This is a genomic window from Kitasatospora sp. NPDC036934 (genome assembly GCF_055608425.1).
Genome location: NZ_JBVJQR010000003.1, coordinates 183,483 through 201,720, shown reverse-complemented (window position 1 = coordinate 201,720; position 18,238 = coordinate 183,483). Strand labels below are relative to the sequence as shown.

Below are 18,238 nucleotides of genomic sequence, written 5' to 3'. Positions count from 1 at the left end.
AAGCCTCAGGAAGCGTCGAGGAGGCGGTTGAGCCGAATGTCGTTGATCTTGCGCAGCTCGCCCCGGACGATCTCCGCCTCGGTGGCGGGGTCGTTGGGCAGGCGCTCGCGCAGCGCCGCGAGCATGGTGGCCGCGGTGCGCCCGGTCGCGCAGATCAGGAACACGTGGCCGAACTTGGCCTCGTAGTCGGCGTTGGCCCCGCGCAGTTCGTCGAGGACCGCTTGGTCCACGCCCTGGAGGCCGGCCTGTTCGCGCTCGGAGGTGGCGTCGCCCGTCTTGGGCTGGCCGATCCGGGCGTGTCCGGCCATCGCGTCGCGCAGGTCCGCGTCGGTCAGGTCGGCCATCGCCGCCGCGTTGGCGGCGAGCAGGGACTCCCGGCTGGACCAGGGCTCGGCCTCCGCGACCGCGGCGGCCCAACGGGGGCTGGAGCATACCTCCAGCAGGATCTCCGCCAGTTCCGCGGCATCGGCTGCGGCCAGGGCGTCAAGGGCGTGGGGGTGGTTGGTCACGGGTGGACCTCCTGAAGAGTGGTGCCACCCGGAAAAGCTAGATCGGCCCCACCCGGCCGTCAACAGTTTGTTGAACGGTTGGTGGTTACGTTTTGAACCGGCCCACGATGCGGGGCCCTTTCGTGTGCGATTCACCAAGTGCGCCCCGCCGTGGGCCGATCCAGACTTCTCGGCACCGGCGGGGTCACCCGTTCTGCAGCTCCTCGCGGGCCGCGCTCAGGACGGCTTGGAGCCGTCCTGGCGGTTCAGGTAGTTGTACACGGTGAAGCGGCTGACGCCCAGGGCCGAGGCGACCGTCTCGACGCCGTGGCGGACGGTGAACGCGCCGCGCTCCTCCAGGAGGGCGACCACCCGCTGCTTCTCCCAGCGGTCCAGCTCGGCCAGCGGGCGGCCGTCGAACTGCCGGGTCATCTCGGTCAGCAGCCGGTCCAGCGCACTGCTCAGGTGCGGCAGCCGGACGGCGAGGGCCGGGGTGCCCTCCCACTCCAGGACGACGTCCTCGGCCTTCGCCTCGTCCAGCGGGACGGGCGTCGCGCCGACCGCGTCGAGCAGCGGCTTGACCGCCGCGGCGAGTGGGTGTTCCACGTGCTCGGTCACGGCGTACCGCCCTCCTCGTCCAGCAGGCTGACCTGGACGGAGATGCGGGTCGCCCCGGCCTCCAGGGTCTCCCGGAGCAGTCGGGTCACCGCGGCGAGGACCTGCTCGGCCTCGCCCTCGGCGCCGGTCCCGAAGGGCCCGACCGACACGTCCAGGCCCGCCTCGTCGACGACCTTGCGGGCCGCAGCGGCGTGCTCGGGGAACGTGTCCAATTCGAACGGTTCTGTCGTGAACTCCACCATCAATCGCACCTGCTCACTGTATCGAGCGGGGGTGGGCGGGGGCAGGGGCTGGGCGATCGAACAGTCGCGGGCCTGGTGAGCGGGCCCCTTGGGGCTACTTCAACAAAATGTTGCGGCAGCCTTGACACCCACTCGGCAGGCCGGAGATGCTTCCACCACACAGAATCCCTCTTCCGGATCGTGGAAGTTGCGGATGAAGGAAGAGAGAGTGAGAGGTGATGGACGTGACGGCGGCTGCCAAGCACGGCTTCACGGTCAACCTGTCGATCCTGTTCGGCGAACTCCCGCTGCTGGAGCGCCCCGCGGCCGCCGCCGCGGCCGGCTTCACGGCCGCCGAGCTCTGGTGGCCGTTCGGCACCGAGCACAGCCCCGGTCGGGCCGAACTCGATGCGGTGCGCAAGGCGTTCGGTGACGCCGGGGTCCGGCTCACCGGCCTCAACTTCCTCGACGACCTCAGCCGGGGTGCCCGGGGCACCGTCTCGGTCCCGTCCGAGCGGGACCGCTTCCGGGCCAACCTCCCGGTCGCCGCGGAACTCGCCGCCTCGCTCGGTGCCACCGCGCTCAACGCGCTGTACGGCAACCGGATCGAGGGCGTCGAGCCGGCCGAGCAGGACGCGCTGGCGCTGGAGAACCTGGTGCTCGCCGCACAGGCGGCGCACGAGATCGGCGCCGTCCTGCTGATCGAGGCCCTCAACAAGGCCGAGTCCCCGGACTACCCGCTGGTCTCCGCGGCCGCCGCCGTCGAGGTGGTCGACAAGGTCAACGCCGCCACCGGCCTGGGGAACGCCCGGTTCCTCTGCGACCTCTACCACCTGGCCATGAACGGCGAGGACCTGGCGGCCGTCATCGACCTCCACGCCGACAAGATCGGCCACGTGCAGATCGCCGACAACCCGGGCCGCAACGAGCCCGGCACCGGTGAGCTGGACTTCGAGGACCTGTTCGCCCGGCTCAGCGCCGCCGGCTACACCGGCTCGATCGGCCTGGAGTACCGGCCCTCGTCCGGCGTCAGCGCCGACAGCTTCGACTGGCTGCCGCGCGAGCTGCGCGCGGCCCGCTAGGGCCCGTCCGGCGGCAGCCCGGCAGGCGCCGGCGCGGCCGGGCGTCACACCCCTCCCCACCCGCACACGTAAGGAACCCGACGCGATGAGCGCCTCCCGCAAGATTGCCTTCGTCGGCCTCGGCATCATGGGCAAGCCCATGGCCGTCAACCTGGTCAAGGCCGGCCACCACGTGACCGGCTTCGACCTCTCCCAGGCCTCGATCGACACCGTGGTCGCGGCCGGCGGCCACGGCGCCGCCAGCATCGCCGACGCGGTGAAGGACGCCGAGGTCGTGGTCACCATGGTCCCGGCCGACCCGCACGTCGAGGCGGTCATCCTCGGCGAGGGCGGCGTCCTGGAGAACGTCCAGCCGGGCACCCTGGTGATCGACATGTCCTCGATCACCCCGCAGACCTCCATCAAGGTCGGCAAGGCCGCCCGGGAGAAGGGCGTGCGCACCCTGGACGCCCCGGTCTCCGGTGGCGAGGCCGGCGCCGTCGAGGCGGTGCTGTCGATCATGGTCGGCGGCGAGGCGGCGGACTTCGCCGAGGCCAAGCCGCTGTTCGACGCGCTGGGCACCACGGTCGTCCACGTCGGCCCGGACGGCGCCGGCCAGACCGTCAAGGCCGCCAACCAGCTGATCGTCGCGGTCAACATCCAGGTGCTCGCCGAGGCCGTGGTGTTCCTGGAGAACGCCGGGGTCGACCTCGCCGCCGCGCTGGACGTGCTCGGCGGCGGCCTGGCCGGCTCCACCGTGCTCAACCGCAAGAAGGCGAACATGCTCAACCGCGAGTTCGCCCCCGGCTTCCGGATCGACCTGCACCACAAGGACATGGGCATCGTCACCGACGCCGCGCGCGCCGTGGGCGCCGCGCTGCCGGTCGGCGCCGTGGTGGCCCAGCTGGTCGCCTCCGCCCGCGCCAACGGCGACGGCTCGCTCGACCACTCGGCGCTGCTGCGCGGCGTCGAGCGGCTCTCCGGCCGCGACGTGGCGTGACGCGACATGGCGTAACGACATGGCGTAACGGCATGGCGTGACGCGACATTGCGTGACGCGAGGTGGCGCAACGACGTGGCGCAGCGCGACATGGCGTAGCCCGAGGTGGCCCGACACCTCCCGAAAACTCCTCCTGGTGGCGTGTACCTGATCCGGTCGTGCCCGCGCCACCAGGAGGCCAGATCCGACCGGCGCGCGGGCAGGGGCTCATCCGCCCGCCCGCCGGTCGACCCAAGCCGGTGACGCGCACACCCTTCCCTGGGGGCACTTCGGTCGTGCCGCACGCGCGTCGCCTGGCCCCCTCCCCGCCGAGGGGAGCCCCTCGTACGTCGGAAGCGGGACGAGGGGAACGGCGGGGAGGGGGTCGCACCGACCACGGTCGTGCCGCCCTCCGCGGGTCGGTCGCACGCCCGGCCGCACTGCCCTCCGGGGCCAGGCGGCAGTGCCCTCCGGGGTCCGGCCGTGCCGCCCTCCGCGGGGGTCGCGGTCCCGGGGCCACCGGACCCATGCTTGTCGAACCACTGCCAGACCCCCGTACGGAAGTGAGGACCACCGATGCCCCCCACCCCCCTCCAGGGCCATGTGGTCGTAGCGCCGGACAAGTTCAAGGGCAGCTTGGAGGGCGCCGAGGTCGCCGCCCGGATCGCCGCCGGCATCCGGCGCGCCGCGCCCGGCACCGAGGTCCGCGAACTGCCCGTCGCCGACGGCGGCGAGGGCACCCTGGCCGCGGCGCTCGCGGCCGGCTTCACCCGGGTGCCGGCCAAGGTGGCCGGCCCGACCGGCCTGCCGGTGGACGCCGCGCTCGCCGTCCGCGGCGACACCGCCGTGGTCGAGCTGGCCCAGGCGTCCGGGCTGGCCCGGCTGCCCGGCGGCCGGACCGCCCCGCTCGCGGCCGGCTCCTACGGCGTCGGCCAGCTGATCGGCCGGGCGGTGTCGATGGGCGCCAAGCGGATCGTGCTGGGCCTCGGCGGCAGTGCCTGCACCGACGGCGGAGCCGGCATGGTGCAGGCCCTCGGGGTCCGGCTGCGGGACGCCGACGACGTCGAACTTCCGCCCGGCGGCGCCGCGTTGACCCGGCTGGAGCGGATCGACCCCGGTCCGCTGGCCGAGCTGCTGACCGGTGTGGAGGTCGTGGTCGCCTGCGACGTGGACAACCCGCTGCTCGGCCCGCGCGGCGCCACCGCCGTCTACGGCCCGCAGAAGGGCGCCGACGGGGACGACCTGGTGGTCCTGGAGCAGGGGCTGACCCGCTTCGCCGACCGGGTCGCCGCGGTGACCGGGCGGGACGTACGGGAGGCCCCCGGCGCCGGGGCCGCGGGCGGGGTGGGCTTCGCCGCCCTCGCCCTGCTCGGCGCCACCATGCGACCCGGTATCGAGCTGCTGCTCGAACTGCTGGGTTTCGACGAGGCCGTGCGTGGGGCACGCCTCGTCGTCACCGGTGAGGGCTGCCTGGACGCTCAGACGCTCCATGGCAAGGCCCCCGCCGGAGTCGCCGCGGCGGCTGCCCGGGCGGGGGTTCGGGTGGCCGCTGTGGCGGGTCGGCTGGAGCTGTCCGAGCGCGAGTGGCGGGCGGCCGGCTTCACCGCCGCGATCGCGCTCACCGACCTGGCCGAGCAGCCGGGGGACAGCATGGCCAGGGCCGGCGAGCTGGCCGAGGTGGCGGGGGAGCGGTTGGCCGGGGCGCTGCTGCCGGGCTGAGCCCTCGTACGTTCCTCCATTGACGTTTTGTTGAAGGCGGGCCTAGGCTCCCGGCAATCCTTCGGTTCCCGCCCACTTCGACCACCCGTCCGACCACCCGCGAGCGCCTCCCCGGGCCGCGTGGTCCGGTGTGTCCCCGCGTATCCCGGGTACCCGCGAGTACCCCCCGTCCCCGCCCAGTTCCAGGTTTCGGAGGTCCCCATGCCGTTCAGCCAGCCAGCGGTGATCCGCTCCCGCCGGGCGGTGCTGCCCGACGGCGAGCGCCCCGCGGACGTGCTGATCCGGGACGGCAGGATCGAGCAGGTCGCCGCCCACGGCTCGCTGGTGGTCGGCGACAGCGAACTCGTGGACCTCGGCGACACCGCCCTGCTGCCCGGCCTGGTCGACACCCACGTGCACGTCAACGAGCCCGGCCGCACCGAGTGGGAGGGCTTCGCCACCGCCACCCGGGCCGCCGCGGCCGGCGGCGTCACCACGATCATCGACATGCCGCTCAACTCCGTCCCGCCCACCACCACGGTCGCGGGGCTGGACGTCAAGCGGAAGACCGCCGAGGGCCAGGCCTGGGTCGACCTCGGCTTCTGGGGCGGGGCGGTCCCGGGCAACGTCGCGGACCTCGAACCCCTGCACCGGGCAGGCGTGTTCGGCTTCAAGAGCTTCCTCGCGCCGTCCGGCGTGGACGAGTTCCCGCACGTCGAGGCGGCCGACCTGGAGGCCGCCCTGGCCGAGCAGGCCCGGATCGGCGCACTGGCGATCATCCACGCCGAGGACCCGGCCGTCCTGGCCGCCGCGCCGCAGCAACCCGGCGTCCACTACCGGGACTTCCTCGCCTCCCGGCCGGCCGGCGCGGAGACCGCGGCGGTCGCCCACCTGCTCCACACCGCCCGGCGCACCGGTACCCGGGTGCACATCCTGCACGTCTCCTCGGCGGCCGTGCTGCCGCTGCTGCGCAAGGCCCGCGAGGACGGTGTACTGGTGACCGCCGAGACCTGCCCGCACTACCTGACCCTGGCCGCCGAGCAGGTGCCGGACGGCGACACCGCCTTCAAGTGCTGCCCGCCGATCCGCGACGAGGCCAACCGGGACGCGCTCTGGGAGGCCCTGGCGAACGGCGAGTTCGCTGCCGTCGTCTCCGACCACTCGCCGTCCACCCCCGACCTCAAGCTGCTGCCCGAGTACGGCGGCAGCGGCGACTTCGCGGCGGCCTGGGGCGGCATCGCCTCGCTGCAACTGGGCCTGCCCGCCATCTGGACCGAGGCCCGCCGCCGCGGCCACACCCTGGCCGACGTGGTGCGCTGGATGTCCTCCGGACCGGCCGAACTGGTCGGCCTCACCGGCACCAAGGGCGCCATCGCGGCGGGCTGCGACGCCGACCTGGTCGCCTTCGACCCGGACGGAGAATTCGCCGTCCAAGCCCGCGAGTTGCACCACCGCAACCCGGTCACCCCGTACGCCGGGCGGACCTTGAGCGGAGCCGTCCGCACCACCTGGCTTCGCGGCCGCGCGGTGGACACCGGCGCCGAGCCGTTCGGCCGGCAGCTCACCCGGCCCGACGACGTCCGGCGCGACAACTCCCGGTCCGACAAATCCAGTTCCGCCAAGGGCTCCTGAGGCGACACCACTTCCCGAACCGACCGAGCTTCCTGAACCGAAACCTTCTTCCGAGGAGAGCCAGTGACCACTGCCGACACCCCGAGCGCTCCCTTCACCGAGCTGGTCGACCTGGCCTCCCGACTGCTCGGCGCGGGCGTCGTCGCCACCAACGAGGACACCTTCGCGGACGCCGAGAACCTGCTGGTCGCCAAGCCCGCCGAGTTCCGCCCGCACACCTTCGGCCACAAGGGCCAGATCATGGACGGCTGGGAGTCCAAGCGCCGCCGCGGCGTCTCCGCCGAGCAGCCGCACCCCACCGATCAGGACCACGACTGGGCGATCGTGCGGCTCGGCGTCGGCGGCGTCATCCACGGCGTGGTCGTCGACACCGCCCACTTCACCGGCAACTACCCGGAGAGCGCCACCGTCGAGGCCGCCTCCGTGCCCGGCCACCCCTCGCCCGAGGAGGTGCAGGCCGCCGAGTGGACGGTCATCGTGCCGCGCACCCCGCTCCGGGGCGACACCGCCCACGAGTTCGCCGTCCAGGACGACGCCCGCTACACCCACGTACGGCTGAGCATCTTTCCGGACGGCGGCGTCGCCCGGCTCCGGGTGCACGGCGAGGTGCTGCCCGACCCGCGCGAACTGGACGGCCTCACCTTCGACCTGGCGGCCCAGGAGTACGGCGGCGTGGCCGAGGCGGCGTCCGACCGCTATTTCTCCTCCCCGCACAACCTGAACGCTCCCGGTCGCGCCTCCGTCATGGGCGAGGGCTGGGAGACCCGGCGTCGGCGCGACAAGGCCAACGACTGGGTGCAGATCGCCCTGGCCGGGGGTGGTGAGGTCCTGGCCGCCGAGGTGGACACCACCCACTTCGTCGCCAATGCCCCCGGCTGGGCCGACCTGATCGGCTTCGACGCCTCGACCGGGCAGCCTGCGTCTCCGCAGACGCCGGCCGATGGCGAATGGTTCGAACTCCTGCCCCGCACCCGGCTGCAGCCCGACACCCGGCACCGCTTCCGGCTCGACGCCGGCCGCCCGGTGACCCACGTGCGGATCAACGTCTACCCGGACGGCGGCCTGGCCCGCCTCCGGCTCACCGGCCGCCTCACCGAGGCCGGCCGCGCGGCCCTCGCGCTGCGTTGGTTCAACGCCGTCCCGGCCGCCGAGGCCGCCGCCGCGCTCACCGGCGCCGGCCTGACCGTCGAGGAGGCGGCCGACCTGGCCGCCGCCCGCCCGTTGGCGGACCCTGCCGCGGCCACCGCCGCGGTCGCCGCCCTCCGGCCGGCCGACGGCCCGGACGGCGAGCACTCCGCCCGCCGCCGCTCGGCGCTGTGGCGCCTGCTGGGCGTCTGAGCCCGGCGCGGGCCCGCCCCCACGCCACTCCACGCACCGCCTCCACGTACCGCCTTCACGCACCGCCTTCACGCACCGCCTTATCGACACCTGAAGGACCCTCCATGTCCAAGATCCTGACCACGGAGTCCGGCGCCCCGGTCGCCGACAACCAGAACTCGGCCTCGGCCGGCGAGTACGGCCCGCTGCTGCTCCAGGACCAGCACCTGCTGGAGAAGCTGGCCCGGTTCAACCGCGAGCGCATCCCGGAGCGCGTCGTGCACGCCCGCGGCTCCGGCGCGTACGGCTACTTCGAGGTCACCGACGAGGCGTCGAAGTACACCCGCGCGGCGTTCCTGTCCGAGGTCGGCAAGCGCACCGAGGTCTTCGTGCGGTTCTCCACCGTGGCCGGCAACCTGGGCGCCAGCGACGCGGTGCGCGATCCGCGCGGCTTCGCGCTGAAGTTCTACACCGAGGAGGGCAACTACGACCTCGTCGGCAACAACACCCCGGTGTTCTTCATCAAGGACCCGATCAAGTTCCCCGACTTCATCCACTCGCAGAAGCGCGACCCGTACACCGGCGTGCAGGAGGCGGACAACGTCTGGGACTTCTGGGCCCACTCGCCGGCCTCGACCCACCAGATCACCTGGCTGTTCGGCGACCGCGGCATCCCCGCCTCGTACCGCCACATGAACGGCTACGGCTCGCACACCTACCAGTGGGTCAACGCCGAGGGCGAGGCCTACTGGGTGAAGTACCACTTCAAGACCAACCAGGGCATCCGCAGCCTGGACGGCGGCCAGGCCGCCGAGGTGGTCGGCGCCGACGCCGACTCGCACCAGCGCGACCTCCACCAGGCCATCGAGCGCGGGGTGTTCCCGTCCTGGACCCTCTACGTCCAGCTGATGCCGGTCGCCGAGGCCGCGGACTACCGCTTCAACCCGTTCGACCTCACCAAGGTGTGGCCGCACGCCGACTACCCGCTGGTCAAGGTCGGCCGCCTGGTTCTCAACCGGAACCCGGAGAACGTCTTCGCCGACGTCGAGCAGTCCGCGTTCTCGCCGAACAACTTCGTACCCGGCATCGGTCCCTCCCCGGACAAGATGCTCCAGGGCCGGCTGTTCGCCTACGCCGACGCCCAGCGCTACCGCCTCGGCGTCAACCACACCCTGCTGCCGGTGAACGCCCCGCGCGCCACCGAGGCCGCCAACTACGGCCGGGACGGCCAGATGGCCGTCAACAGCGCCGGCCGCGGCAAGAACTACGAGCCCAACTCGTACGACGGCCCGGCCCAGAGCGACAGCGCGCTCGCCGCACCGGTCAAGGTCGACGGCTATACCGGCACCTACACCACGCCGGCCCACACCAAGGACGACGACTTCTTCCAGGCCGGCGAGCTCTACCGGCTGATGTCGGAGGGCGAGCGGACCCGTCTGATCGACAACCTCGCGGGCTTCCTGTCGCAGGTCACCCGGGACGACGTGGTGGAGAAGAACCTCGCCCACTTCCACGCCGCCGACGAGGAGTACGGCGCCCGGCTGGAGGCCGCCGTCACCAAGCTCCGCGCGGGCGACGAGGGCTGACCCGCCGCGGACCGGCTCCGTCCGCACCTCCGCGCGCTCTCGGCGCCTCCGCGTGCTCTCGGTACCCAGCGCACTCTCGGTACCCAGCGCACTCTCCGCACCCTCAGAACCGCCGGGGCCCGCCCCCCGGGGTTCCACGAAGGGCCCCTCCCCCTGGGCAGTGGGGGAGGGGCCCGTCGGGCGTCGCACGGACGGACGCGGGGCGGAAAGTCCGCCAGCCGACCGGCCGTTGCTCCACGGAATGTTCACGGATATTCACGGACAGCAGCCGCCCGGGGGCCGGGGTGGATAGGCTGGGGAACGCCCGCGGTCGCTCCGTGGGGGGACATCGGAAGGGGACGACATGTCGACACCAGCCCCGGGTCGTCACGCCGCGCTGGACCAGGGCCCGACGGGCCAGTTCACCTCCCTGCAGCACGCCCTCAGACTGCTGGAGGCCGTCGACCGGCACCCCGACGGCGCCACCCTGGTCGGCCTCGCGCGGGAGACCTCACTGGGCCTGCCGACCGTCCGCCGGCTCGCGGAGATCCTCGAGATCGAGGGCTACCTCCAGTGCCAGGACGGCGGTTGGGTGCTCGGCGGCACCTTCGCCCTGCTCGGGCAGCACAACCGGGAGCAGCTCGTCAAGGCCCGGCTGAACCGCAAACTCGCCGAACTCCGGGACGAGTTGGGCGCCGCAGTGTACTTCACCCGGTATCACGACGGGGAGTTGTCGGTCGAGGCGGTCTCGGCCGCCGACTATGCGCCGGCGGTGCAGGAGTGGGTGGACTTCCGGGCCACCGCGCACGCCAGTGCGATCGGCAAGTGCCTGCTCAGCCAGCTGGACGCGGACGGCCGGCGTGACCACCTCTCCCGGCACCCGGTCGCCCGGCTCACCTCCCGTACGGTCACCGATGCCGACCAGTTGATGCACCGGCTGGAGCGCCAGCCGGCCACGGTGCCGGTGCTGGACATCCAGGAGTACGCGCTGGGCACGGTCTGCGCGGCCGTCCCGGTCACGGCGGGCAGCACGGTCGGCTGTCTGGCCACCTCGATGCCGGTGGACAACATCCACAAGTTGAAGGCCGCCGCCGAGCTGCTGGCGGCGCGGGCGGCGCCGCTGATGCTGGCGATGGCGGTCTGAGCCCCGCCCGCCCCCTCGGGCCCCGTCGGACACACCGTCCGGCGGGGCCCGCGCGCTTTCCACGGGAGGTGTGACTTCATCGGATAGTTTGCGAGTCCACCGTCTGCGACCTGGGGTTCCGACTTGTAGTTTGCGAGCCGTTCCGAGCGTTACTTTGCGAGGTGACGTCCGGAGATGGTGACCGTCGGTGACGGATCAGGCTGTTGGCAGGTGTCGGTGTACCGGTGAATGCGAAAGCGCTCAGCCTGGTACACGTGAATGCGCTCGCGCTTCGGGGCTGGGGGCGGGACCGGTGCGGTTCGTCGTCAGGGCGCCCAGGGCAGCCGTATCGCTTCGATTTCGGGGTCGTTCAGCAGCGCTTCGACCAGGGCCGGAGGGCCAGCGACCTTGGTCGCCCACAGGTCGTAGTCGGTACACATGACCCATGAGCGGTCCTCCGCCCAGAGGTTGGACGGGCTGAAGTCGGCCTCGGGATTGTCGTAGAGGATCGCGGCATCGCCGAGGCGGCCGGCCCGTACATGGAGGTTGTCGAAGTCGGTGACCGTGAGCATCAGCGGGTTGTAGTAGGCCAGGCAGGGCGTGTCCGGACCTGCGGGGCTGTGCTTGGTGAGGACGGCGATCAGCCGGTTCCAGGTTTCACGGTCCAGGCTTCCCTCGGTGGGCGGAGTGATGTCGAGCGGCCAGCTGCCCTCCTTCTTGGTCGAGGGGAAACAGCGGAGGGAGGGCAGTAGCCCGTCGGGCACGACGGGGTCGCCGGCGCGTCGGGCGAGTTCCGCCCAGCGCAGCCGCCGCCAGCCGGAGCCGGGATGCTCGGCGCGGCCCAGGCCGCCTCCCGTGGCGATACCCACTTCGAGGTCGATGCCCGCAAAGCTGGCGGGCTGGATACTCCCGTCCGCGAGACGCGCCTGGCGGTACTCGTGGTACGTCATCTCAGCCGGACCCTGCTCGTGCTCGTACATGGCGTTGAGCACCCAGACGGCATCGGGCAGCGCGGGCGGCATGAATCCGGTCACACCATCGCCGCACAGCTCCAGCAACCAGTCGGTCCTACTGGACGGCGCGAGCGGCCACAGGCCTGACAGCAGATTCGATTCCTCGGGCATGTGGTCATGATCCCAGCCGAATCACCGAACCTCTGCGAGTGGCTAGCCCGCACGCCGTTACCTCAGCCGCGTGGGCACGATTACGTGTACCTGGGTCAGAGACAGCACTTGACCACTACTCAACGCGACTCGACCGGCCCCCGGACCGACGCTCGCAAACTACAGCTCGGATTCGCAATCTATCGATCGAAGTCACAGGAGGGTTTCGGGGGCTGCCCCGCGGTGCACATCACTTATTAGACTCGATGTCGATAAGAGTCGTCGAACCCCTTGTCCCTACCTCTACCGGCGAGTACGTTTCGCTGGGTCGAGCCGCCGCTCCCAGGTCAGGAGGGCCTGCCATGCCCCGCTCCACCCCCGTCCCCGCCGTCGCCGCTCCCGCTGCGCGAGTGCACGAGAGCCTCGTCCTGGAGCCCCGGGACGTCCGCTTCGACTGGGCCCGGCTGCCGCTGCACTGGATCCCGGACGAGCCGATGGCCACCCACGTGATCAACGTGCTGCACCTGCTGCTGCCCGAGGGTGAGCGTTGGTTCGTCAAGGTGTTCAAGGAGGCGCTGCCGCTCATCCGGGACGAGCAGCTGCGCGAGGAGGTGCTCGGCTTCATCGGGCAGGAGGCCATCCATGCCGAGGCCCACCAGGAGGTGCTCGACCACCTGCTCGGCCAGGGGCTCGACCCGCGGCCGTACGTCCGGCAGATCTCCTGGCTGTTCCAGCGCGTCCTCGGTGACAAGCCGGGCCTGACACCGGCGCAGCGGCGGGAGAACGTCATCGAACGGGTCGCCTTCGTCGCGGCGATCGAGCACTTCACCGCCTTCCTCGGCAACTGGGCGCTCAACTCCCCGGGCCTGGACCGGGCCAAGGCCGACCCGACGATGCTGGACCTGCTGCGCTGGCACGGCGCCGAGGAGGTCGAGCACCGCAGCGTCGCCTTCGACCTGATGGTCCACCTGGACCCGGGCTACCTGCGCCGGGTCCGCGGGATGGCGATCTCCGGGCCGCTGCTGGTGCACCTCTGGGTGCGCGGCGCCCGCTTCCTGCTCGCCGCCGACCCGACCCTGGAGGGGGTGCTCAGGCCCACCTGGCGGGAGGCCGGCCGAATCGCCAAGCGCGGACTGCTGCCGGATCCGATCCGCTCCATCCGCTCCGGGCTGCGCTATCTGCGGCCGGGCTACCACCCGACCCAGGAGGGCTCCTCCAGCCAGGCGCTGGGCTACCTCGCCACCTCGCCGGCTGCCCGCGCCGCCGCCGGGCGGGGGTGACGGCGGGCGACAGGTGGGTGACAGGTGGGTGACAGGTTTCAACAAACAGAAAACGTCAGCTGTTTGCTGAAATCTGAAATCTGAAATCTGAAATCTGAAATCTGAAATCTGTCAGTTGTCGCCCGCCCGCCCGCCACCTCGCCGCCCGCGCCCGCCCCTCCCACCGCCAAGGACCCGCCCGGATGGACCTGCTCACCCCGCCCCCCGACCTCTACGGCCGCCCCCGCGCCGACACCTTCATGCGCCGGCTCACCGCCTTCGGCGACCGCTACAGCCCGGCCCTGGGCAGTCCCCTGCTGCGCCGCAACCCCCGCCGCGCGCTCAGCCGCCCCACCCCGCCGCTGCAACTGGTGGTCGCCGAGCGCCGCCGACTCGCCGTCGACGTGATCGAGCTGAGTCTCGCCGACCCCTCCGGGAGCCCGCTGCCGCCCTGGCAGCCCGGCGCCCACCTGCGGCTCGCCCTGCCCTCCGGCCGGGAGCGCCACTACTCGCTCAGTGGCGACCCCGCCGACCGCCACCGCTACCGGATCGCCGTCCGGCGGCTGCCCGAGGGCGGCGGTGGATCGGTCGAGGTGCACGACACCCTGCACCCGGGCGCCCGCCTCACCGCCCGCCGCCCGCGCAACGGCTTCGCCTTCTGCGCCGAGCCCGCCGTCCTCCTGCTCGCCGGCGGCATCGGCGTCACGCCGCTCCTCCCGATGGCCCGCGAGGCCCAACGGCACGGCCTCGACTGGACGTTGGTGCACGTCGGACGCAGCGCCGACACCCTCCCGTACACGGATGAGTTGCGCGCCCTCGCCCCGCACCGCGTCGTGCTGCGCACCGACGACGAGCACGGCGGCGTTCCCACCGGCGCCGAACTGCTCGCCCACGGCCCGCGCGGCGCCGCCGTCTACTGCTGCGGCCCGGCCCCGATGCTCGCCGCCGTGCAGCGGGCGCTGGGCGGCGCTTCGGCGGGAGCCGGCGGCTCGGTGGGGGCCGGCGGTCCGTCCCCCGCCCTGCACTTCGAGCGCTTCGGCGCCGCCCCGATCACCGGCGGTGCGCCCTTCGCCGTACGGCTCGGCACCGACGGCCCGACCCTGGACGTCCCCGCCGACCGCTCCGCCCTGGACGTGCTGCGCGAGGCCCGCCCGGACCTCCCGTACTCCTGCCACCAGGGCTTCTGCGGCACCTGCGAGGTCCGCCTGCTGGCCGGCACCCCCGAGCACCGGGACCGCCGCCTCACCCCCGAGCAGCGTGCCGCGGGCGCCCTGCTGCCCTGCGTCTCCCGCGCCGCCGAGGGTGAGACCCTCGTGCTCGACGTCTAGAAGGAGCCCCCCGATGCCCCCGACGGCGACCATGATGCCGGCCTTCCCCTACACCGAGCGCGACCTCGCCCGCTTCCGCGAGACCCAGCAACTCGCCTACCACTGCGCCGAACAGGTCGCCGCCTGGATCGAACCGGGCGTCACCGAGCGACAGGCCACCGCCGAGCTGCGCCGCCGCCTGGTGGCCGCCGGGGTGCAGGACTTCTTCCACGTCCCGTTCGCCTGGTTCGGCGACCGCACGGCCTTCCGGCACTTCCACACCCCGTTGCAGTTCTTCGCCGGCAACCGCCGCCTGGAGGAGGGCATGCCGTACGTGCTGGACTGCGCGCCGATCGTGGACGGCTACACCGCCGACATCGGCTACGGCGGCAAGGTCGGCGAGAACCGGCTCTGGGACCGGCTGGCCGCCGACCTGAAGGTCTACCGCGAGCTGATCCTCGCCGAGGTGCGCGCCCGCAAGCCGCTGAACGAGGTGTACGCGGCGGTGGACGCGCAGATCGCCGCGCACGGCTACGACAACCGGCACCAGGTCTACCCGGGCCGGGTGATCGGCCACCAGGTAACCCGGAGCACCGTGCGCGGCCCGGCCGGGGTGAACGTCTTCGGCTTCGGCGTGCGCACCCTGCAGACCCTCGGCCGCGAACTCATCTCCGAGCGGCTGCAAGGCCGTTCGCCGCTGTGGGCGGACGGCCGGTCGTCCCGGCACGCGCCCACCCCGGGGCTGTGGGCGGTCGAACCGCACATCGGCTTCCGCGGCGTGGGCATCAAGTTCGAGGAACTGCTGGTGGTCACCGAGGACGACGCCCACTGGCTCGACGACGACCTCCCGCACGTCCGCCGCTGGACCACGGCCGACGATTCGGCCACCATCGAGCCGACCGCCGCCGACCCGACCCGCACCGACCCGACCCGCGCCGACCCGACCGACGAGCCGACCGCTCTGGAGGCCACCCGATGACGACCCCCCGTCCGTCCACGGCCGTCCGCCGCCGGACCGTCCACTCCGGCGGCCTGCCGCTGGCCGTCTTCGAGCAGGGCGACCCGGAGGCCCCCACCGTCCTCCTGGTGCACGGCTACCCGGACACCCACGTCGTCTGGGACGACATCGCCGCCGACCTCGCCCGCGACCACCACGTGGTCCGCTACGACGTACGCGGCGCCGGCGATTCGGCCGCCCCGGCCCGCCGCGAGGACTACCGCCTGGAGCACCTGGCCGACGACCTGTTCGCGGTCGCCGACGCCGTCAGCCCGGACCGCCCGGTTCACCTGGTGGCCCACGACTGGGGCTCGATCCAGTCCTGGGAGGCCGTCACCGCCCCCGGCGCCGAGCGCCGGATCGCCTCCTACACCACGCTGTCCGGCCCCAGCCTGGACCACATGGGTCACTGGCTGCGCCACCGGCTGCGCCGCCCCACCCCGCGCCACCTCGGGCAGCTGCTCCACCAGGGCCTCCACTCCTGGTACATCACCGCCTTCCACCTGCCCTTCCTCGCCCCTGCGGTGTGGCGCCTGGGCCTGGCCCGGGCCTGGCCGCGGGTGCTGCGCGACCTGGAGCGGGTCACCCCCCGGGCCGGCCACCCCCAGCCCACCCTGCGCCGTGACGCGGTCCGCGGCATCGAGCTGTACCGGGCCAACTTCCGCCCCACGATGGGCAGTCCGCGTGAGCGGCCGACCGAGGTCCCGGTCCAGCTGGTCACCCTGACCCGGGACCGCTACGTCGGCACCTACCTCTCCGAGGGCCTGGAGCGCTGGGTGCCCCACCTGACCCGCCGCACACTGCACGCCGGCCACTGGTCGGCGCTGCTGGAGAAGGGAGCCACCGTGGCCGGCCTGGTCCGCGAGTTCACCGCCCGCATCGAGACCGCCCGCATCGAATCCGGCGGGCCGGCCCAACCGGGCGACGGCGACGGCCGGTTGGTGATCGTCACCGGCGGCGGCAGCGGCATCGGCCGGGCCACCGCGCTAGCCTTCGCCGAGGACGGCGCCCGGGTGGTGGTCTGCGACCTCGACCTCGCGGCCGCCGAGCGCACCGCCGAACTCGCCTCGCTGATCGGCCCGCGGGCACACGCCTACCGGGTGGACGTCTCCGACGGCGCCGGGATGGACGCCTTCGCCCAGAGCGTCGCCGCCGAGCACGGCGTGCCCGACGTGCTGGTCAACAACGCCGGCATCGGCCACTCCGGGACGTTCCTGCAGACCACCGAGAAGGAGTGGCAGCGCGTCCTGGACGTCAACCTCTGGGGCGTGATCCACGGCTGCCGCGCCTTCGGCACCCTGATGGCCGACCGCGGCCTTGGCGGCCACATCGTCAACGTCTCCTCGGCCGCCGCCTACCTGCCCGCCAAGGCGCTCACCGCCTACGCGACCAGCAAGGCCGCCGTCTTCATGCTCTCCGACTGCCTGCGCGCCGAGTTCGTCGGCCACGGCATCGGCGTCTCGACCATCTGCCCGGGCATCGTCAACACCAACATCACCCGCACCTCCACGTTCTCCGCCACCACCGCCGCCGAGCAGTCCGCCAAGCAGGCCCGCGCCGCCAAGCTCTACGCCCGCCGCGGCTTCCCGCCGGAGAAGGTGGCCACCGCGATCGTCACCGCCGTCCGCACCGGCAAGCCCGTCGTCCCGGTCACCCCCGAGGCCAAGGCCGCCCGTCTCCTCTCCCGCCTCAGCCCCGGCCTCCTCCGCCTCGCCGCCCGCCTGAACATCACCTGAGCCACGGTTGCCGCAGCGTCCGGGCGGCCCGCAGCGCCTCGCCGGGGCTGTGAGAGCATCGAGGCCCATGGAGATGACAACCGCTCTGTGGTCCTTCGCCCTCGTCGTCGGGCTGCTCACGCTCACGCCCGGACTCGACACCGCGCTGATCCTGCGGACGTCCGCGCTGGGGCGGCGGCGGCAGGCCTGGGGGGTGGTGCTGGGGATCCAGACCGGCACGCTGATCTGGGGCGCGCTGACCTCGGCGGGGGTGACGGCGCTGCTGACCGCCTCGCAAGTGGCGTACGAGGTGCTGCGCTGGGCCGGTGCGGTCTATCTGGTGTGGATGGGCGTCGGGATGCTGCGCAAGCGCGGGGTCGAGGCCGCGGCCGAGGAGGAACCGGTCGAGGGCGGGTTCGTCCACGGCTGGCGGCGCGGGACGCTGACCAATCTGCTGAATCCCAAGGTCGGGGTCTTCTACGTGGCGGTGCTGCCGCAGTTCATCCCGGCCGGGGCCCCGCATTTCGCCGCCGGGGTGGTGCTGACCTGCGTGCACGTGGTGGAGGGCCTGCTCTGGTCGACCGTCCTGGTCGGCTTCGCCCGGGTGCTGCGCGGCTGGCTGCGCCGCCCGGCCGCCCGGCGCCTGATGGACCGGGTGACCGGTGCGGTGGTGGTGGGTTTCGGCCTGAAGCTGGCGCTGGCCGACTGACGGGTGAAGGCGCGTGACGGACGGTTACTGACCGAGCCGCTTGAGCCCCTCCGTGAGCTCCTCGACGTTCATGCAGGGGTGCAGGTCGACGGTGGCGTCCAGCTGTAGCCAGAACGGTTCCATGATGGACGGGATCGAGGCCTCGTCCGCGATGTCGACGACGACGACTATCGCGCGCCGCCCGTGGCGGCTGAGGAAGTAGGCGGCCTCGGGCTTGAGTTGGGCCAGTGTCTGCTGGATCGCGTCGCCGATGGTGCCGTCGTTGATGAGCTTGTTCGAGGTCGCGGTGTCGAGTTCGACCTCCAGCAGGGCACGCATGATCCCTGCTCCTTCCCCGGGCTCGGGGCGAGTCCGCACCTCCAGCCTCCCGCTGCCCCGGTGGCCACGCAACGTGACACCGGCCGGTTCCCAACGCCGGCCGGTTCCCAACGCCGGCCGGTTCCCAA

16 protein-coding genes and 1 pseudogene are annotated in these 18,238 nt (G+C 72.7%); 12 read left to right on the top strand and 5 right to left on the bottom strand.

Translation table 11 applies throughout. The features are described from left to right. Window positions 1-5: 5 nt before the first annotated feature. From uraD to ACZ7BZ_RS05985, 3 genes are all read right to left on the bottom strand, one after another. On the bottom strand, window positions 6-509 hold the full coding sequence (gene uraD / locus ACZ7BZ_RS05995; RefSeq protein WP_470357298.1) for a 2-oxo-4-hydroxy-4-carboxy-5-ureidoimidazoline decarboxylase: 504 nt from the start codon (window positions 507-509) through the stop codon (window positions 6-8). 216 nt (window positions 510-725) lie between these two features. Next, the gene (locus tag ACZ7BZ_RS05990; protein WP_188309323.1) at window positions 726-1,106 is read right to left on the bottom strand and encodes a helix-turn-helix domain-containing protein; all 381 of its coding nucleotides are present in this window, start codon (window positions 1,104-1,106) and stop codon (window positions 726-728) included. Further along, the gene (locus ACZ7BZ_RS05985) at window positions 1,103-1,348 is read right to left on the bottom strand and encodes a thiamine-binding protein (protein ID WP_470357543.1); all 246 of its coding nucleotides are present in this window, start codon (window positions 1,346-1,348) and stop codon (window positions 1,103-1,105) included. Before ACZ7BZ_RS05985 ends, ACZ7BZ_RS05990 begins: the two co-directional genes overlap by 4 nt. A gap of 218 nt (window positions 1,349-1,566) precedes the next feature. Between ACZ7BZ_RS05985 and ACZ7BZ_RS05980 the strand changes: the two genes are divergently transcribed. From ACZ7BZ_RS05980 to ACZ7BZ_RS05950, 7 genes and pseudogenes are all read left to right on the top strand, one after another. Further along, window positions 1,567-2,409, top strand: a complete 843-nt coding sequence (locus ACZ7BZ_RS05980) for a TIM barrel protein (protein WP_470357297.1) — start codon at window positions 1,567-1,569, stop codon at window positions 2,407-2,409. Between the two features lie 85 nt (window positions 2,410-2,494). Then, window positions 2,495-3,388: a 2-hydroxy-3-oxopropionate reductase gene (locus ACZ7BZ_RS05975; RefSeq protein ID WP_470357296.1), complete on the top strand. Its 894-nt coding sequence runs from the start codon at window positions 2,495-2,497 to the stop codon at window positions 3,386-3,388. 555 nt (window positions 3,389-3,943) lie between these two features. Continuing rightward, a complete protein-coding gene (locus tag ACZ7BZ_RS05970; protein ID WP_470357295.1) occupies window positions 3,944-5,086 on the top strand; it encodes a glycerate kinase in 1,143 nt (380 codons plus the stop codon). 201 nt (window positions 5,087-5,287) lie between these two features. Continuing rightward, window positions 5,288-6,697 (top strand): allantoinase AllB, encoded by a 1,410-nt coding sequence (gene allB, locus ACZ7BZ_RS05965; RefSeq protein WP_470357294.1) that lies wholly within the window; start codon window positions 5,288-5,290, stop codon window positions 6,695-6,697. A 63-nt stretch (window positions 6,698-6,760) separates the two neighbouring features. Next, window positions 6,761-7,822: pseudogene (gene alc, locus ACZ7BZ_RS05960) on the top strand (allantoicase); the annotation flags it as partial. Window positions 7,823-8,139: 317 nt separating this feature from the next. Then, the gene (locus ACZ7BZ_RS05955) at window positions 8,140-9,600 is read left to right on the top strand and encodes a catalase (protein ID WP_470357293.1); all 1,461 of its coding nucleotides are present in this window, start codon (window positions 8,140-8,142) and stop codon (window positions 9,598-9,600) included. A gap of 343 nt (window positions 9,601-9,943) precedes the next feature. After that, on the top strand, window positions 9,944-10,723 hold the full coding sequence (locus tag ACZ7BZ_RS05950; RefSeq protein ID WP_380450822.1) for an IclR family transcriptional regulator: 780 nt from the start codon (window positions 9,944-9,946) through the stop codon (window positions 10,721-10,723). Between the two features lie 305 nt (window positions 10,724-11,028). On the opposite strand, the gene ACZ7BZ_RS05945 is transcribed toward ACZ7BZ_RS05950, so the two are convergent. After that, entirely contained in the window at window positions 11,029-11,826 is a 798-nt protein-coding gene (locus ACZ7BZ_RS05945) for a hypothetical protein (protein WP_470357292.1), read from the bottom strand. Window positions 11,827-12,167: 341 nt separating this feature from the next. On the opposite strand from ACZ7BZ_RS05945, the gene ACZ7BZ_RS05940 reads away from it, so the two are divergent. The 5 genes from ACZ7BZ_RS05940 (at window position 12,168) to ACZ7BZ_RS05920 (ending at window position 17,792) form a co-directional block, all read left to right on the top strand. Then, the gene (locus ACZ7BZ_RS05940; protein ID WP_470357291.1) at window positions 12,168-13,085 is read left to right on the top strand and encodes a metal-dependent hydrolase; all 918 of its coding nucleotides are present in this window, start codon (window positions 12,168-12,170) and stop codon (window positions 13,083-13,085) included. Between the two features lie 182 nt (window positions 13,086-13,267). Further along, window positions 13,268-14,392, top strand: coding sequence for a PDR/VanB family oxidoreductase (locus tag ACZ7BZ_RS05935; RefSeq protein ID WP_470357290.1), 1,125 nt, complete (start codon window positions 13,268-13,270; stop codon window positions 14,390-14,392). 13 nt (window positions 14,393-14,405) lie between these two features. Continuing rightward, window positions 14,406-15,350 carry a M24 family metallopeptidase gene (locus ACZ7BZ_RS05930; protein ID WP_470357289.1) on the top strand — a complete coding sequence of 315 codons (945 nt, stop codon included), beginning with the start codon at window positions 14,406-14,408 and terminating at the stop codon, window positions 15,348-15,350. Beyond that, window positions 15,347-17,104: an SDR family oxidoreductase gene (locus tag ACZ7BZ_RS05925; protein WP_470357288.1), complete on the top strand. Its 1,758-nt coding sequence runs from the start codon at window positions 15,347-15,349 to the stop codon at window positions 17,102-17,104. The genes ACZ7BZ_RS05930 and ACZ7BZ_RS05925 overlap by 4 nt, the downstream gene beginning before the upstream one ends. Window positions 17,105-17,171: 67 nt before the next feature. Next, window positions 17,172-17,792, top strand: coding sequence for a LysE family translocator (locus tag ACZ7BZ_RS05920; protein WP_470357287.1), 621 nt, complete (start codon window positions 17,172-17,174; stop codon window positions 17,790-17,792). A gap of 24 nt (window positions 17,793-17,816) precedes the next feature. Here the strand turns inward: ACZ7BZ_RS05920 and ACZ7BZ_RS05915 are convergent, their stop codons facing one another. Next, window positions 17,817-18,110, bottom strand: a complete 294-nt coding sequence (locus ACZ7BZ_RS05915; RefSeq protein WP_470357286.1) for a hypothetical protein — start codon at window positions 18,108-18,110, stop codon at window positions 17,817-17,819. Window positions 18,111-18,238 lie beyond the last annotated feature (128 nt).

Excerpts from the sequence above, each read along its gene's own strand:
- ACZ7BZ_RS05985 (WP_470357543.1), bottom strand. The coding sequence starts at position 1,348 with ATGGTGGAGTTCACGACAGAACCGTTCGAATTGGACACGTTCCCCGAG.
- ACZ7BZ_RS05980 (WP_470357297.1), top strand. The coding sequence starts at position 1,567 with ATGGACGTGACGGCGGCTGCCAAGCACGGCTTCACGGTCAACCTGTCG.
- ACZ7BZ_RS05975 (WP_470357296.1), top strand. The coding sequence starts at position 2,495 with ATGAGCGCCTCCCGCAAGATTGCCTTCGTCGGCCTCGGCATCATGGGC.
- ACZ7BZ_RS05970 (WP_470357295.1), top strand. The coding sequence starts at position 3,944 with ATGCCCCCCACCCCCCTCCAGGGCCATGTGGTCGTAGCGCCGGACAAG.
- allB (WP_470357294.1), top strand. The coding sequence starts at position 5,288 with ATGCCGTTCAGCCAGCCAGCGGTGATCCGCTCCCGCCGGGCGGTGCTG.
- ACZ7BZ_RS05955 (WP_470357293.1), top strand. The coding sequence starts at position 8,140 with ATGTCCAAGATCCTGACCACGGAGTCCGGCGCCCCGGTCGCCGACAAC.
- ACZ7BZ_RS05950 (WP_380450822.1), top strand. The coding sequence starts at position 9,944 with ATGTCGACACCAGCCCCGGGTCGTCACGCCGCGCTGGACCAGGGCCCG.
- ACZ7BZ_RS05945 (WP_470357292.1), bottom strand. The coding sequence starts at position 11,826 with ATGCCCGAGGAATCGAATCTGCTGTCAGGCCTGTGGCCGCTCGCGCCG.
- ACZ7BZ_RS05940 (WP_470357291.1), top strand. The coding sequence starts at position 12,168 with ATGCCCCGCTCCACCCCCGTCCCCGCCGTCGCCGCTCCCGCTGCGCGA.
- ACZ7BZ_RS05935 (WP_470357290.1), top strand. The coding sequence starts at position 13,268 with ATGGACCTGCTCACCCCGCCCCCCGACCTCTACGGCCGCCCCCGCGCC.
- ACZ7BZ_RS05930 (WP_470357289.1), top strand. The coding sequence starts at position 14,406 with ATGCCCCCGACGGCGACCATGATGCCGGCCTTCCCCTACACCGAGCGC.
- ACZ7BZ_RS05925 (WP_470357288.1), top strand. The coding sequence starts at position 15,347 with ATGACGACCCCCCGTCCGTCCACGGCCGTCCGCCGCCGGACCGTCCAC.
- ACZ7BZ_RS05920 (WP_470357287.1), top strand. The coding sequence starts at position 17,172 with ATGGAGATGACAACCGCTCTGTGGTCCTTCGCCCTCGTCGTCGGGCTG.
- ACZ7BZ_RS05915 (WP_470357286.1), bottom strand. The coding sequence starts at position 18,110 with ATGCGTGCCCTGCTGGAGGTCGAACTCGACACCGCGACCTCGAACAAG.